16 protein-coding genes are annotated in these 15498 nt (G+C 54.6%); all 16 read left to right on the forward strand.

Annotated elements, in window-relative coordinates; all coding sequences use genetic code 11:
- The first annotated feature begins 1 nt into the window (after position 1).
- The 16 genes from murD to gap all read left to right on the forward strand — a co-directional run bounded on the left by murD (position 2) and on the right by gap (position 15495).
- Positions 2-1498 carry a UDP-N-acetylmuramoyl-L-alanine--D-glutamate ligase gene (gene murD / locus M2120_RS00875; RefSeq protein WP_280796852.1) on the forward strand — a complete coding sequence of 499 codons (1497 nt, stop codon included), beginning with the start codon at positions 2-4 and terminating at the stop codon, positions 1496-1498.
- Entirely contained in the window at positions 1476-2798 is a 1323-nt protein-coding gene (locus M2120_RS00880; protein WP_280796853.1) for a peptidoglycan glycosyltransferase FtsW, read from the forward strand. The genes murD and M2120_RS00880 overlap by 23 nt, the downstream gene beginning before the upstream one ends.
- The gene (locus M2120_RS00885; RefSeq protein ID WP_280796854.1) at positions 2795-3871 is read left to right on the forward strand and encodes a UDP-N-acetylglucosamine--N-acetylmuramyl-(pentapeptide) pyrophosphoryl-undecaprenol N-acetylglucosamine transferase; all 1077 of its coding nucleotides are present in this window, start codon (positions 2795-2797) and stop codon (positions 3869-3871) included. Before M2120_RS00880 ends, M2120_RS00885 begins: the two co-directional genes overlap by 4 nt.
- A 73-nt stretch (positions 3872-3944) precedes the next feature.
- Complete coding sequence (murC, locus tag M2120_RS00890; RefSeq protein WP_280796855.1) at positions 3945-5342, forward strand: UDP-N-acetylmuramate--L-alanine ligase; 1398 nt, start codon at positions 3945-3947, stop codon at positions 5340-5342.
- 6 nt (positions 5343-5348) lie between these two features.
- A complete protein-coding gene (locus M2120_RS00895) occupies positions 5349-6494 on the forward strand; it encodes an FtsQ-type POTRA domain-containing protein (RefSeq protein WP_280796856.1) in 1146 nt (381 codons plus the stop codon).
- 139 nt (positions 6495-6633) lie between these two features.
- The gene (gene ftsZ, locus M2120_RS00900) at positions 6634-7815 is read left to right on the forward strand and encodes a cell division protein FtsZ (RefSeq protein ID WP_280796857.1); all 1182 of its coding nucleotides are present in this window, start codon (positions 6634-6636) and stop codon (positions 7813-7815) included.
- Positions 7816-8526, forward strand: a complete 711-nt coding sequence (locus M2120_RS00905) for a YggS family pyridoxal phosphate-dependent enzyme (RefSeq protein ID WP_280796858.1) — start codon at positions 7816-7818, stop codon at positions 8524-8526. It begins immediately after the preceding gene.
- Positions 8527-8560: 34 nt separating this feature from the next.
- Complete coding sequence (locus tag M2120_RS00910; protein ID WP_280796859.1) at positions 8561-9013, forward strand: cell division protein SepF; 453 nt, start codon at positions 8561-8563, stop codon at positions 9011-9013.
- Positions 9014-9064: 51 nt separating this feature from the next.
- Positions 9065-9358: a YggT family protein gene (locus M2120_RS00915; RefSeq protein ID WP_280796860.1), complete on the forward strand. Its 294-nt coding sequence runs from the start codon at positions 9065-9067 to the stop codon at positions 9356-9358.
- 117 nt (positions 9359-9475) lie between these two features.
- Positions 9476-10039 (forward strand): DivIVA domain-containing protein, encoded by a 564-nt coding sequence (locus tag M2120_RS00920; protein ID WP_280796861.1) that lies wholly within the window; start codon positions 9476-9478, stop codon positions 10037-10039.
- A 2-nt stretch (positions 10040-10041) separates the two neighbouring features.
- Complete coding sequence (gene lspA / locus M2120_RS00925; protein WP_280796862.1) at positions 10042-10716, forward strand: signal peptidase II; 675 nt, start codon at positions 10042-10044, stop codon at positions 10714-10716.
- On the forward strand, positions 10706-11626 hold the full coding sequence (locus M2120_RS00930) for an RluA family pseudouridine synthase (RefSeq protein WP_280798136.1): 921 nt from the start codon (positions 10706-10708) through the stop codon (positions 11624-11626). The genes lspA and M2120_RS00930 overlap by 11 nt, the downstream gene beginning before the upstream one ends.
- A 108-nt stretch (positions 11627-11734) precedes the next feature.
- On the forward strand, positions 11735-12613 hold the full coding sequence (gene rapZ / locus M2120_RS00935; RefSeq protein ID WP_280796863.1) for an RNase adapter RapZ: 879 nt from the start codon (positions 11735-11737) through the stop codon (positions 12611-12613).
- Positions 12614-12659: 46 nt separating this feature from the next.
- The gene (whiA, locus tag M2120_RS00940) at positions 12660-13634 is read left to right on the forward strand and encodes a DNA-binding protein WhiA (protein WP_280796864.1); all 975 of its coding nucleotides are present in this window, start codon (positions 12660-12662) and stop codon (positions 13632-13634) included.
- A 97-nt stretch (positions 13635-13731) separates the two neighbouring features.
- Positions 13732-14358 (forward strand): superoxide dismutase, encoded by a 627-nt coding sequence (locus M2120_RS00945; RefSeq protein ID WP_280796865.1) that lies wholly within the window; start codon positions 13732-13734, stop codon positions 14356-14358.
- A gap of 129 nt (positions 14359-14487) precedes the next feature.
- On the forward strand, positions 14488-15495 hold the full coding sequence (gene gap / locus M2120_RS00950) for a type I glyceraldehyde-3-phosphate dehydrogenase (protein WP_280796866.1): 1008 nt from the start codon (positions 14488-14490) through the stop codon (positions 15493-15495).
- Positions 15496-15498: the final 3 nt, after the last annotated feature.

Here is a 15498-nt window from a genome sequence, read left to right on the forward strand (position 1 = left end):
CATGACCTCCTCGCGCGATCTCTCCACTCTCACCAGTTGGCATGCCAATTGGGCTAGTTTGCGTGTCGGTGTTTTGGGGCTGGGTGTAACAGGATTCTCTGTTGCGGACACCCTTGCGGAACTTGGTGCACACGTCATGGTGGTGGCGGCCGGGGCAGAAGAACTGCGCATCACCATGGTCGATGTCATTGGTGCCACCTATGTTCAAGAACGCAGCGGTGAAGATGTTCCCCACGAACTCATCGAGTTTGCTCCTGAGCTCATCGTTGTTTCTCCTGGCTACCACCCCGATCACAAGATTTTGTTGTGGGCGGTTGAGCGAGGGATCCCCATCTGGGGAGATATTGAGCTTGCCTGGCGTGTGAGAGACAAGGTTAAGCCTGCTGAGTGGCTCATGGTTACTGGCACCAACGGCAAGACAACAACAGTTCAACTCACTGCCGCCATGCTGGCCGCTGCTGGCTATCGTGTGGCACCCTGCGGAAACATCGGTGTTCCTGTTCTTGATGCCGTGCGCGACCCTCAAGGGTTCGACGTCTTTGTCGTTGAACTTTCCAGTTACCAACTGCACTGGATGAGCGGAGTTCACCCCTACTCTTCAGCTGTGTTGAATATCGCGGATGACCACCTTGATTGGCATGGATCCTTCGAAGCCTATGTAGCAGCTAAGGCGAAGATTTATGAAAACACCAAGGTTGCCTGCGTCTATAACAAGGCAGATAAAGCAACCGAACGTATGGTTGAGCACGCCGATGTGTTGGAGGGTGCACGGGCAATCGGGTTTGACCTTGGAGCACCTGGTCGAAGCGACCTCGGAGTTGTCGATGGCATTTTGTGTGACCGTGCTTTCCTCGACGAACGCCACACATCAGCCCTTGAAATCACCACAATCTCTGAGCTTGAATCACGTGGTTTAGCTGCTCCTCACGTCGTGGCAAACATTCTGGCCGCCAGTGCACTTGCCCGTTCCTTCGGCGCCCCCATAGAGGCAATCTATGAGGCGTTGACCACGTTTAGTCTGGATTCCCACCGCAACGAAGTCATCGCCCGTGTGGGGGAGATCACCTGGATCGATGATTCCAAAGCGACTAACCCACATGCAGCTGATGCCTCGCTAGCAGCCAACGAATCAATCGTCTGGATCGTGGGTGGATTGCTCAAGGGCGTGAACATTGACGAGCTTGTTTCCAAGCATGCACATCGCCTGCGTGGTGCTGTGATCATTGGGGTTGACCGCCAAGACGTCAAAGCAGCATTCGAGCGACACGCGCCCGGGGTCACCGCACTCGAGGTTGTCCCGGATGACACTAGTGATGTCATGGTTCACGCCGTGAACTTGGCCGCAGATTTAGCTCACAGCGGTGACGTGGTGTTGTTGGCTCCAGCTGCAGCTTCGATGGATCAATTCACCGACTACGCCGAGCGAGGACGCCTCTTCGCTCAGGCTGTTTTGGACAAAGTTGGAGGTGAGGCGGATGGCGACTCCGCCTCGCACTAATCCACCCCGCAGACCAGCAGCTGCACCTCGCGGCGTTGCTCAAAGAACTGCCCAGCCAGGAACACCAGCACAACGCCGAGCAGCAGCTAGTGGACGTCCTCCAGGTCGCACCGCACCACAGGCAGCTCAAACTACTCGTCCGGGTGGTTTAGCAACTCGCTTCAAGCTCGAGGAAGCCTTTCGAGCTGAATCACCCAACTTTTATCTACTGGCAGGAGTGACTCTTTTCACCGTGATCTTGGGATTGATCATGGTGCTCTCGGCATCTGCCGTGGATTCGTTCCTGCAAGACGGTGGGTTCTTCGTCGGTTTCTTCAAACAGGCCGGTGCCGCAATCGTTGCGCTGCCCTTGATGCTTGCCATCAGCAGATTGCCCATGGTCTTCTATCGCAAGTGGGCGAACATTGCTCTGTATTCCACAATCGGCTTGCAGCTGCTGGTGTTCACCCCGCTCGGTGTTGAATCCGGTGGTAACCGTAACTGGCTCGATATCGGTGTTCAATTCCAGCCCTCGGAGATGATTAAACTCACCATTGCCGTGTGGTTGGGTGTGAACCTACCCCAGGTCATTAATCGGGTCGGGCCATACAGTTTCCGCATATTCACTGGAATCATTCCGGTCTATATCGCGATGTTTGTTGTTCTCCTGGGTCAAGACCTGGGAACAGTGATTATTTTGTTTGCCATTGTGCTTGGCTGTATTGCCTTCTCCGGTGTGGCAGCCCGGATGGTGGTTGTTCCCATGGTCGCCGGTGCAGTGGGTGTGGTCTTCATGGCCCTGATTAGCCCTAACCGTATGGCACGTATCATGTCGTTCTTGAATGAGAACTGCACCGACTACACCAACGCCTGCTGGCAGCCTCTACACGGTAAGTGGGCTCTAGCTAACGGCGGCATCTTTGGTGTGGGGCTAGGGCAGTCTAAAGCTAAGTGGTCGTGGCTTCCCGCGGCAGATAATGACTACATTTTTGCCATCATTGGCGAAGAACTGGGCATGATCGGCTGCTTCGTGGTGATTGGGCTATTCGTTGCCCTCGCAGTTGCTTTCGTGCGCATTATCCGCATGGCAAATGATCCTCTGGTTCGCATCGTGACCGGCGGAATCATGATCTGGGTTGTCGGTCAAGCTTTCGTCAACATCGGTGTTGTCGTGGGCGTTCTACCCGTGCTGGGTGTGCCACTACCGTTGCTCAGTTCGGGTGGTTCGGCTCTGATCATGACATTGTTGGCTATCGGTGTGGTTCTTTCCTTCACGAAGGAAGAAAAACCTATCAAGAAGAACACGAGACGCCGCCGATGACCAGCTATCTTCTCGCCGGAGGAGGCACCGCTGGACACGTGAATCCCATGTTGGCGATGGCTGAGGCGCTGCGGCAGCGAGACCCACAAGCACAGATTGTGTGTGTGGGTACAGCGGAAGGCCTTGAAGCCAATCTTGTCCCTGCGCGTGGTTTTGAACTGGTCACGATTCCTCGAATTCCTTTTCCGCGGCTGCGCGGTCTGATTGGCTCATCGAAACGTTTTCTCACAGGTTGGCCCAAGGCGGTAGAGCGGATCACTGCGCTCATTCACGAACGCAACGTTGATGTTGTGATCGGTGTTGGAGGCTACTCCGCAGCCCCTGCCTACGCTGCTGCTCGCAAGAACGGGATTCCATATGTGATTCACGAAGCAAATGCCAAGCCAGGGCTAGCCAATAAATGGGGAGCACGTCACACGCCCTTTGTGGGAGTGACATTCGCTGGAACACCACTACCGCATGCCACAACGGTGGGGACCCCTTTGCGTGCTGAAATCGAACATCTCGATATTCCGGCAACCCGGGCACAGGCCAGAGCTCATTTTGGGTTAGAACTCAATCGTCCTGTTCTCGTTGTCACCAGTGGTTCTCAAGGTGCTCGCTCCATCAACACCACAATCGCTGCTTCTGCGAAGGAGATTGTCGCCGCCGGCTACCAGGTTCTCCACATCGTTGGTCAGAACAAGCCTGATCACCTTCCGGAATTGTCCGGCTATGTTGCACTTGATTATTGCGATCGGATGGATTTGGCATTGGCGGCGGCAGATCTTGTCGTTTCTCGTGCTGGATCGGCCACAGTGTCTGAACTATCTGCCCTCGGTATTCCAGCGGTCTATGTTCCCTATCCTGTCGGCAATGGAGAGCAGAAGTTCAATGCTGCTGGAGTGGTCAATGCTGGTGGTGGAGTGTTGGTGACAGATGCACACTTCACCCCGGAATGGGTCACCAGCTCCTTGATTCCGCTACTTCGTGATGAGGCGGCCTTAGTCGCGATGGGTGAAGTTGCTGCACGTGTGGGCATGCGTGATGGCACATCGCGAATGATCAATCTGATTGATGCCGCCCTGTCATAGGCATAGCCTCAGCTTTCTGCGTTATAACGGAAGATGGTGGCCTGATGCTGCCTGTTAAGAAGAGAGCTCGCCTGTGATTAAGCCAGACCCCAGCGTTGTTGCCCCTGAGAACTTGGGCACCGTGCACATGGTCGGTATTGGTGGTTCAGGCATGAGCGGTATTGCTCGTCTCTTCCTCGCCAATGGCATCACCGTGACCGGTTCTGATGTTCGGGACTCTTCCAACATTCAGGCACTTCGTGATTTAGGCGTTGAGGTTCATATTGGCCACGATGCGGCAAATGTGGGCGATGCTCAAACCTTGGTCGTCACCGGGGCACTCTGGCAGGACAACCCAGAATATGTCCTCGCGAAGCAGCGGGGGCTGACCATCTTGCACCGCTCTCAAGCGCTGGAATGGTTGACCCGTGGTTCTCGTTTGGTCTCCGTCGCTGGCGCTCACGGCAAGACCACCTCAACTGGAATGATTGTTACCGGCTTGCGAGAACTCGGTGCTGACCCCAGTTTTGTCAACGGTGGTGTTGTTCAGTCTTATGGCTTAAGTTCTGCCTATGGTGAGGGTGAGCTGTTCGTCGTTGAAGCCGATGAGTCTGACGGTTCGTTCCTGCTCTATGACACTGCTGTGGCACTGATTACCAATGTTGATGCAGATCACTTGGATCACTACGGTTCACTCGAAGCATTTGACCAGGCATTTGTTGATTTTGCTTCAGCTGCTTCTGAACTGGTTGTCATCTCGAGCGATGACCCAGGTGCTGTGCGAGTGACGCAGAAGATTACCGGACCGAAGATTCTTACCTTTGGTGAGTCTGCACACGCTGATGTTCGTTTGGCGCATGTTGACACCACAACCGGTGGCGTGACCTTGACCATCGAATACCAAGGAACCAAATACACCGCTCAGCTCAGCGTCCCAGGTCGCCACAATGCACTCAATGCCACCGGAGCGTTTGCAACCCTGGTGGGTCTGGGTTTCGATCCTGCATCTTCTCTGGCTGGAATCTCAGAGTTTGGTGGCACGCAACGTCGCTTTGAACTTCACGGTATTCGCCGTGAGGTGAGTGTGTATGACGACTATGCCCACCACCACACCGAGGTGAACGCGGTGCTCAGTGCTGCCCGCACTGTGGTGGGCGAAGGCCGCATCATTGCGGTTCACCAACCTCATCTCTACAGCCGAACACAGCACTTCGCTGGGGAGTTTGCACACACCCTAGAAAACGACGCTGATCTCACTGTGGTGTTGGATGTGTATGGCGCCAGGGAAGATCCAGTTCCTGGGGTGACAGGCGCATTAGTATCTGAAAAGTTTGCCGATCAGTCCAAAGTTGCCTTTATTGCCGATTGGCAAGAAGCAGCAGACCACATTGCAGCAATAGCTCGCCCAGGTGACTATGTTATTACCTTGGGCTGTGGTGATGTCTACCGCATCATTCCGCAGATTTTGGCTTCACTCGAAGCAACGAAGTAGCTCATCATGAGAAGACCCGTTGGTCCTGGGGGAGCAGGAACTCCCACCCCACGAGCCCCACAGCCTTCAGCTGCACCAGCAGCTCGCGCACCGAAGCCTGCTTCGCCATCTCACGCTGAGAAGGCCGCCAAGCCGGTAAAGGCGGCAAAACCAGCAAAGGTTTCACGAGCAGAGCGCAAAGCGCTGAAAAAGCAATCACAGGCTTCTGGCAGAACGCCTCAGCCCGTGGCGGGAACCTCTGCTCGGGTAGAGGCAGTGGGGAGTCGTGTTCAGGGAATCAGGAGACCCGCAGCGGCTTCCAGCAGGCCAGCAGAAGCGGTTGCTTCTCCGGCTCGAAAAGAACCTCGCCGCCCTGCTCGTCGGCTCACTAAAGCCCAGCAAGAAGCTGCTGAAGCAAAGCAAAAACTCAAAGCAGCCGTCAAGGCGCGCAAGGCATTCGAACGGGATGAAGTTCGCCGTTTCACCGCTCACATGCGGCGCCGAAGGATTATGTGGGCGTCCATTGCGGGGTCCTTGGCAGCGATTTTAATATTTGTTGGCGTGGGGGTCTTCACGCCTGTATTGGCGTTGCAAACCATCACCGTTGAAGGGGCTGCTCGAGTACCTGCAGACCAAATCATTGCTGCGCTCCAGCCACAAATTAATAAGCCTCTGCCGCTAGTGGATATGGGCGCTGTTCGTAAAGCAGTTGAGGCTCAACCGCTGGTCAAGAGCTATTCCACTGTTGCTGTTCCGCCACACACCTTGGTGATCAAGATTGTGGAACGAAGCCCCATTGGTTATCTCCTCTCAGATGGTGATCTCATCATGGTTGACCCCGCTGGCGTCGTGCTGGAACACGCCACTGAACGCACCCCTGGTATCCCTGTCATTACGGTGGAGGGCGCAAGTGCACAATCCAAGGGTTTCACCGCTGCAGTTGATGTGATTACTTCTCTGCCCAGTGCACTTGCTGGTCAATTGGATGAAGTCATTGCTAACACCACCGATGATGTCACGCTCATTCTTACTGGTGGTGCTCGTGTGTTCTGGGGTGGTCCTGAAAACGCGGCAATGAAGAACCGTGTTCTTTCACAATTGCTTGCAGTCAACCCCGTTGGTTCGGTGAGTGAGTACGACGTCTCGTCGCCAAAAACTGCCGTCGTTCGTTAATTCTTTCCTCGATCTGTTCTCTTCTGGCGTGTCGCGCAGGGGAGCGGGATGCTTCGACCTACTCTCAAATCAAGAAATGCATACTGAGCATAACTTTAAGGTTCGACTTGAACTTTAGGGTTCTAGCGGAGGCCACATCGTGTCAATGAATCAGAATTACCTCGCCGTCATCAAGGTGGTCGGCGTCGGCGGTGGTGGCGTGAACGCTGTGAACCGCATGATTGAGCTCGGTCTCAAGGGTGTTGAATTCATCGCAGTCAACACCGACGCACAGGCACTCCTGCTCAGTGAAGCAGACGTGAAGCTCGACATTGGCCGTGAGCTCACTCGTGGTCTTGGCGCTGGAGCTGACCCAGAAGTTGGCCGCAAGGCTGCTGAAGACCACGCAGAAGAAATTGAAGAAGCACTCGCTGGTGCTGACATGGTCTTTGTGACCGCAGGTGAGGGTGGTGGAACTGGTACTGGTGCCGCTCCCGTCGTTGCCAAGATCGCCAAGTCCATTGGCGCTTTGACCATCGGTGTTGTGACCAAGCCCTTCGGATTCGAAGGAAAGCGTCGTGCTGCTCAGGCAGACACCGGAGTTGCAGCACTTCGCGCCGAGGTAGACACCCTCATCGTTGTTCCCAACGATCGTTTGCTCGAAATCAGCGACCGCTCGATTTCCGTGCAGGAAGCTTTTGCCACCGCTGACCAGGTATTGCTCGCCGGTGTTCAGGGAATTACAGACCTCATCACCACTCCAGGTCTGATCAACCTCGACTTCGCAGACGTGAAGTCGGTAATGCAGGGCGCTGGATCCGCCCTGATGGGAATCGGCTCCTCACGCGGTGCAGACCGCGCAATCAAGGCAGCCGAGCTGGCCGTAGCCTCACCCCTGCTTGAGGCCAGCATTGAAGGCGCTCGTGGCGTGCTTCTGTCCATCCAGGGTGGATCCAACCTCGGTCTCTTCGAGATCAATGACGCTGCTGCACTGGTCGGCGAAGCCGTACACCCTGAAGCAAACATCATCTTCGGTGCTGTCATTGATGACACCCTGGGTGACGAAGTTCGCGTCACGGTTATCGCCGCTGGTTTTGATGGCGGAGAGCCAACCCACAAGGCAATGCCTCGCCGCACGTTCACCTCGACTGACACCGGCTCGGTATTGCCCGCAGGTGAGAGCATCTACTCCGAGACAGTCATCACCTCGACCACCGGTGTATTTGCAGATGACGAGCTTGCTGGAGTTCTGTCCACCCCGGCAACCACAAGCCACGTTTCTGTGACTCCCTCCTACGTTGATGAGGATGACGACCTCGACATCCCCGACTTCCTCAAGTAAGTGAGTACCTCCCTAGCCGAGCGCTTAGCGCTCGTGGAGGAAGGTATCGCTGAGGCGGCCCGTAATGCCGGGCGTGACATCAACGACCTCACCACGATTGTGGTGACCAAGTTCCATCCTGCTCAGCTCGTTCGCGATCTCTACGATCTCGGCGTTCGAAATGTGGGGGAGAACCGCCACCAAGAAGCAGAAGCTAAATCAGCAGAACTAGCGGATTTAGACCTCACGTGGCACTTCATTGGACAACTCCAGTCCAATAAAGCGCGTGCTGTGCGCAAATATGCCAGTGTCGTGCACTCTGTCGATCGAGACAGTCTTGTTACTGCTCTCGGTAATGCCGCAAAGACACCTGAGGGTGAACCAGCACAGAACATCGTTGAGGTGTTGGATTGCTTCGTCCAGCTCAATCTGACTCAAGATCCAGGGCGTGGCGGTATTCAGCCGGCTGATGTTGTTCAGCTAGCTGAACAGGTCGCTGCACAGCCCAGCCTGAATTTGCTGGGCGTGATGGCTGTTGCTCCGCTGGATGAAGAGCCCCGTGTTGCCTTTGCGCGGGTGCGGGCAGCTTCTGAACGAATTCAGAGCGTCATTCCAACAGCTCGCTTCATTTCCACGGGCATGTCTCATGACTACGCCGCGGCGATTTCCGAAGGCGCGACACACCTACGAATTGGCTCTGCAATCACGGGAAACCGCCCCGTTTCCGGTTAATCTCAATTAGACGTTTTATTCCTGGAGGTACTCAATGTCCAACCCACTCAAGAAGACCATGGTCTATCTCGGTCTCGCTGACGAGGACACGAGCTACGACGCACCCGCATACGCTGCAGCACCACAGGTTGCTCCTGTATCCGCAGGCCGTGCACAGGTAACCCCCCTGCGCCGTAACACCGCAAAGAACCAGGCTGTGAGCGACATGAACGAGATCGTAACCGTCCACCCTAAGCAGTACTCGGACGCAAAAGTTATTGCTGAAAACTTCCGTGAAGGCGTTCCCGTCATCATGAACCTGTCTCAGATGACTGAGACCGATGCACGTCGTCTCATCGACTTCGCATCAGGTCTGTCACAGGGTCTCTACGGCAAGATTGAGCGCGTCACCAGCAAGGTATTCCTGCTCTCTCCTGCACACGTTGCTGTTTCTGGTGACGCTGCTGCTGAGACTGCTGAAGTCGACACCACTTTCTTCGGGGAGTAAGTAGTTAGGCCGCTATAGGTCACTACTTCTCGCATTTCAAGGATGTCTCTTATGGGCATTGTGGGCTTAGTTCTCTATTACGCACTACTGGTCTTTGTCATTGCCATGTGGGCGCGGCTGATCTTGGACTTCCTTCGCGCTATGCGCCCAGGTTGGCGTCCACCCTCGTTCCTACTGGTTATCAGTGGAATTGTGTATGGGATTACTGATCCACCCATGAAAGCGGTTCGCCGATTCGTCAAACCCATGAGCGTTGGCGCAATTGCGTTGGACTTTGGGTGGACCGTGGTGATGTTAGCTGCGATTGTTCTGATGTATGTCGCCGAATACCTGATGGTTCTCTAAGAAGTTACGTAATTCTTTCCCCAGGCGTTTCCTCACTACGCAACTCTTTTGGTAGCGTTAGGGAAGTTGTCCACCAGACAGCACACTTTTGTATCACTCACTTGAGGATGGCTTGACATGGCTTTATTGCCAGAAGACGTAGTAAACAAGCGGTTTCAGCAGACAAAGTTCCGCGAAGGTTACGACCAGGACGAGGTCGATGACTTTCTCGACGAAATTGTCGTAGAACTACGCCGTCTCAGCGCCGAAAACGAGGACCTGCGCACCAAGCTTGAAGCAGCAGAAGCTCGCCTCGAGGGTGGAGAATCTTCTGCTCCCGCACGTCCTGCTACGACACCTGCGCCTGCTGTTGTGGATGACTCCAGTGCAACTGCCAGTGCGAATGATCTGTTGACCCTTGCACGTCGCCTGCACGAGGAGCACGTCCGTGAAGGTGTGGAGAAGCGTGACGCTCTCATCGCTGAAGGGCACGAAACTGCTACCCGCCTCGTTGCCGAAGCAGAAGCTACGGCCAAAGCTCAGCTCTCCACACTGGAAACCGAGAAGGCAGCACTCAAGAGTTCTATTGCCGAACTCACCGGTTTCGAGAAGGAATACCGCGAAAAGCTTCGTGGTTACATTTCCACCCAGTTGGCTGAGCTCGACGAGCTCAACGTGACTGGTAAATCAGACAAAAAGTAACCGTGTCAGTTAAGCGGCCCGTGTGGGCTGTATTGACACTTCTGGCGGTCACCGCTGGTGTCATTTACGCTGCTGACCAGCTCAGCAAGATGTGGGTTATGTCGACCCTCACTGAGGGCGTCTCTGAGCCAGTCTTAGGTGATTTCCTTCAGTTCTACTTCGTGCGTAATCCAGGAGCTGCGTTTTCGCTTTCTTCTGGAACAACCTGGGTGTTCTCTATCCTTGCCGCGGTCGTAACCGTGGTCATTATTGTGTTCTCACGCAAGATTCGTTCTATCGCGTGGGCTCTCGTTTTTGGCCTGCTGTTGGGTGGGACACTCGGTAATCTCACGGACCGTCTGACAAAGGTCAACGGGCAGGGTGTTGTTGAGTTCGGTAACGGTTTAGTGGTGGATTTCATCTCCACACCCTGGATGATGCCGGCCATTTATAACGTCGCAGATATGGCCATCGTCTCGAGCATGTGTTTGCTCGTGATTCTCACCCTGATGGGAATTCACATTGATGGCACGCGTGAGCCCAAAAAGAAGAACTCCGATGATGTCACTGGCTCGGGTGCAACAGTTTTGATGGGCCCAGATGGAACCACATCAAGCGTGCTGGGAGGGTCGCCCTCAATAGGCTTTGATGGCTCTGTTGGTGGCTCTGCAGGTTTCGGTGGTTCTGGTGGAAACTAGATCCACCCCGGTACCGGATGGACTTGATGGTGTCCGTGTCGATGCTGGACTTGCTCGTCTTTTTGGTTTTTCTCGCACACAGGCTGCTGAGATCGCGGAAGCTGGCGGTGTCGAGCAAAACGGCATTGCCTTAGGTAAGTCAGACAAACTTCGGGCAGAGGCAACACTGACGGTTTCTTGGGAAGAGAAGCGCGGCCCAGAGATCGTGCCGATGATGGTTCCTGATTTCGCCATCGTCTATGACGATGAAGACTTTGTTGTCGTGGATAAGCCAGTAGGTGTCGCTGCTCACCCTGCTGCAAGCTGGGATGGTCCAACTGTGCTCGGTGCACTTGCGGCCTCAGGTTTCACTATTGCCACCTCCGGCGCTGCTGAGCGCGCCGGAATCGTGCATCGACTTGATGTGGGCACCTCTGGACTGATGGTTGTTGCCAAAAGTGAGAAGGCATATAGTGCTCTCAAACAAGCCTTCCACGATCGTGAAGTGAACAAGATCTATCACGCGGTTGTGCAGGGACATCCAGATCCACTTGCGGGCACCATCGATGCGCCCATCGGTCGCCACCCTCGTTCGGACTGGAAGTTTGCTGTCACCAATGACGGAAAGCATGCCGTCACTCATTACACAACTTTTGAAGCTTTCCCTTTTGCTTCCCTGCTGGAAATCAAGCTAGAAACCGGGCGGACACACCAGATTCGCGTTCACATGGCAGCACAGCGTCATCCGTGTGTGGGGGATAGCTTGTATGGGGCAGACCCGTCGCTCAGTGCACGTTTGGGGCTGACACGCCAGTGGCTTCATGCTCACAAACTCGGCTTCACACACCCTTCTACGGGCGAATATGTTGAATTCACCTCACCGTATCCGGCAGATTTACAACACGCTCTCGATGTCTTGGCAGCAGGTTAACCTTCAACTCCTAGACAAAGGTTTGAGGGCTGGGGTTTCCCGGCGTGTCGCAAATGGTTAGTCTTATACGACACGCCGTAACACGCCCCAGATTTCAAGGAAGTGACTATGCCTGAGCAATCCCGCAATAAGCAGGAAGTGCTCATCGTCACCGGTATGTCTGGTGCTGGCCGTTCGACGGTTGGTAATGCCCTCGAGGATCTTGATTGGTATGTGGTGGATAACCTGCCACCCCAGATGCTTCGTCCATTGGTTGAACTTGCAGATAAAGCTGGGGAGAACCTGCCCAAGATTGCTGCTGTAGTTGATGTTCGTGGCCGTGATTTCTTTGAGAACCTGCAGGAAATAATCCAATCAATGCCTGCTGAGACCGTAGTGCGAGTGCTGTTCTTGGACGCCACGGATGCTTCTCTCGTGCGCCGTTTCGAGTCAGTGCGCCGCCCACATCCTTTGCAAGGTGATGGCACCATCCTCGATGGCATCATTGCGGAACGTTCTCGGATGACGGCACTACGTGAAAGCAGCGACATTGTCATAGACACCAGTGATCTCAATATTCACCAGCTCTCCACCCTCATCACGGAACAGTTTGCACAAGAAGACACCGCAGGTGTTCGACTGAACCTGATGAGTTTTGGTTTCAAATATGGAACCCCGACCGATGTGGACCTCATCGCAGATGGCAGATTCTTGCCCAACCCATTCTGGATTCCAGAACTGCGAGGGAGCACGGGAATGGACAAGCCAGTATCTGACTACGTCCTTGGTCAACCTGGAGCTCGTGAGTTTGTTGAAAACTACGCCAAAGCCCTCGAACCAGTTTTGGCCGGCTATCAGCGAGAAAACAAGCGTCACGCGACGATCGCCATTGGCTGCACCGGGGGTAAGCATCGATCCGTTGCATTGACGGAGGAATTGGCTAAACGACTCGAGAAGCTTCCTGGCGTGGTTGTTCGAGTCAAGCACAGAGATTTTGGTCGCGAATAGCGACAACAACAACTGAACTACTGAAACACAGAGGAATTACGGGGATATGGGGCTAACTGAGAACGTCAAACAAGAATTGATTACTGTCGGCGCTGGTAAAACAAGTGTTCGCACCGCTGAACTGGCTACCGTACTGCGCTTTGCTGGTGGACTTCACACCATCTCTGGCCGTATCGCAGTGGAAGCAGAACTGGACTCCCAAGAGCTTGCCACCCGTGTGCGCAAGGATTTGGCAGAAATCTACGGCGTTCGCTCAGAAGGTCGCCTCTCACCAAACTCTGGTGGCAAGAACGCTCCAACATTTCTTGTGCGAGTTCTCGATGGAGAAACCCTGGCACGACAGACCGGACTTCTTGACGCACGACGTCGTCCCATCCGTGGATTGCCCAACAAGCTCACCACAGGAAACCTGGAAGACCTTTCTGCGATTTGGCGTGGAGCATTCCTCGCGGCTGGTTCGCTCACTGATCCCGGCCGCTCTGCAGCCTTAGAGATTGTGTGCCCCACCAATGAGGCGGCAATGGCTCTCGTTGGTGCGGCAAACCGCCTACAGTTCGCTGCAAAGGCACGTGAGGTGCGCGGTGTTCACCGCGTCGTCATCCGTGAGGATGAAGCAATCTCTGCAGTACTGACCATCATGGGCGCCACCGAAACAGTGAAGAACTGGGAAGAACTGCGTCAGCGCCGTGAAGTTCGTGCCACAGCTAACCGCTTGGTCAATTTTGATGACGCTAACTTGCGCCGCTCGGCACAGGCTGCAGTTGCCGCCTGTGCCCGCGTTGAGCGCGCTTTGGAACTACTCGGTGAAGATATCCCTGATCACCTGAAGTATGCCGGGGAACTGCGGTTGAACTTTAGGGACGCAAGTCTGGACGAACTTGGCCACCACGCAGACCCACCCATGACAAAGGATGCTGTTGCAGGTCGTATTCGCCGTTTGCTGGCGATGGCGGATAAGCGAGCACAGGAACTGGGCGTGCCCGGAACTGAATCTGCCGTTCCAGAGGATATTGACGCATAAAATCCCAGAAAAATCTCCGTTTCTCGGCAATAAACTGGCCTCAGAAACGGTTACACATCAGTAAGACCCAACCGCACGTTCTAAGGAGAACACCTCAGTGGCAAACTACACACTGCCAGAGCTCGACTACGACTACTCAGCTCTCGCCCCCCACATCAGTGCAACCATCATGGAACTGCACCACAGCAAGCACCACAAGGCATACGTTGACGGAGCAAACACGGCACTCGAGAAGCTTGCAGAAGCTCGCGAGAAGAACGATTTCGCAAACATCAACAAGCACCAGAAGGACCTTGCTTTTCACCTTGGTGGTCACACCAACCACTCCATCTTCTGGAAGAACCTCACTCCTGGTTCAGAAGAGCGCCCCACCGGCGAGCTCGCAGCAGCAATTGATGAGTATTTTGGATCATTTGATGCATTCAAGGCACAGTTCAATGCTGTAGCACTTGGCTTGCAGGGTTCCGGCTGGGCATTCCTGGCATGGGATGCACTGGGTAAGAACCTCATCATTGAGCAGTTGTATGACCAGCAGGGCAACATTGCAGCAGGAACTATTCCTCTGCTCATGCTCGACATGTGGGAGCACGCCTTCTACCTGGACTACAAGAACGTCAAGGGTGACTACGTCACCGCGTTCTGGAACATCATCAACTGGGCAGATGTTTCGGCGCGTTTCGACGCCGCACGCAAGGGTGCTTCCAGCGTCCTGCTATTCTCTTAGTAGTTGACAACGGGTGTCCTGAAGCATTTCGGGGCACCCGTTCCTACTGATTTTCCCAAAGTAATACCCTCCCTCCATCCCCATCCCACCACTGGAGCTCTGAGCTCCCTAACATCACTTGGAGACGAAGTGACTGTCAAAGTTGGAATCAACGGTTTCGGCCGTATCGGACGTAACTACTTCCGTGCCGCACTCGCACAGGGTGCTGACATTGAGATTGTTGCTGTCAACGACCTCACCGACACCAAGGTGCTCGCACACCTTCTGAAGTATGACTCGGTAACCGGTCGTCTGGACGCTGAAGTTTCACACGACGCCGAGAACATCATTGTTAACGGCAAGAAGATCAAGGTTCTCGCAGAGCGCGACCCTGCTGACCTCGGCTGGGGCAAGCTCGGTGTTGACGTAGTCATCGAGTCCACTGGTCGTTTCACCGACCGTGCAAACGCCGAGAAGCACATTGCAGCTGGTGCAAAGAAGGTTCTGATTTCAGCTCCTCCCACCGGTAACGACATTCCTACCTTTGTGATGGGTGTTAACAACGAGAAGTATGACGCTGCTAACGACCACGTCATCTCTAACGCTTCGTGCACCACCAACTGCCTCGCACCTCTCGTGCAGGTATTTGACAAGGAGTTCGGCATCATCACTGGTCTGATGACCACTGTTCACGCGTACACCGCTGACCAGAACCTGCAGGATGGTCCTCACTCTGACCTGCGCCGTGCTCGTGCTGCAGCGATCAACATCGTTCCTTCCTCCACCGGTGCTGCAAAGACCATTGGTAAGGTTCTTCCCGAACTTAACGGCAAGCTCGATGGTTTCGCTCTTCGCGTTCCCGTGCCTACCGGTTCGATCACTGACCTCACCATCCAGGTTGAGAAGCCTGTAACTGAGGAACAGGTCAAGGCTGCATTCAAGGCTGCTGCGGAAGGCCCACTCAAGGGAATCCTGAAGTACACCGAAGACGAGATTGTTTCCAGTGACATCGTTACTGACCCACACTCCTCGATCTTCGATGCTGGTCTGCTTCGCGTTCTGGGCAACCAGGTCAAGATCTCCAGCTGGTACGACAACGAGTGGGGTTACTCCAACCGCCTGGTTGACCTCACCGAATACGTCGGCGCCAAGCTCTAACGA

This window comes from Aurantimicrobium minutum (assembly GCF_029893825.1).
GTDB classification, from domain to species: domain Bacteria; phylum Actinomycetota; class Actinomycetes; order Actinomycetales; family Microbacteriaceae; genus Aurantimicrobium; species Aurantimicrobium minutum_C.

What these genes read in the sequence shown, in the direction of transcription:
- murD (WP_280796852.1), top strand. Translation starts at nt 2, where the DNA reads ATGACCTCCTCGCGCGATCTCTCCACTCTCACCAGTTGGCATGCCAAT.
- M2120_RS00880 (WP_280796853.1), top strand. Translation starts at nt 1,476, where the DNA reads ATGGCGACTCCGCCTCGCACTAATCCACCCCGCAGACCAGCAGCTGCA.
- M2120_RS00885 (WP_280796854.1), top strand. Translation starts at nt 2,795, where the DNA reads ATGACCAGCTATCTTCTCGCCGGAGGAGGCACCGCTGGACACGTGAAT.
- M2120_RS00895 (WP_280796856.1), top strand. Translation starts at nt 5,349, where the DNA reads ATGAGAAGACCCGTTGGTCCTGGGGGAGCAGGAACTCCCACCCCACGA.
- M2120_RS00910 (WP_280796859.1), top strand. Translation starts at nt 8,561, where the DNA reads ATGTCCAACCCACTCAAGAAGACCATGGTCTATCTCGGTCTCGCTGAC.
- M2120_RS00915 (WP_280796860.1), top strand. Translation starts at nt 9,065, where the DNA reads ATGGGCATTGTGGGCTTAGTTCTCTATTACGCACTACTGGTCTTTGTC.
- M2120_RS00920 (WP_280796861.1), top strand. Translation starts at nt 9,476, where the DNA reads ATGGCTTTATTGCCAGAAGACGTAGTAAACAAGCGGTTTCAGCAGACA.
- rapZ (WP_280796863.1), top strand. Translation starts at nt 11,735, where the DNA reads ATGCCTGAGCAATCCCGCAATAAGCAGGAAGTGCTCATCGTCACCGGT.
- whiA (WP_280796864.1), top strand. Translation starts at nt 12,660, where the DNA reads ATGGGGCTAACTGAGAACGTCAAACAAGAATTGATTACTGTCGGCGCT.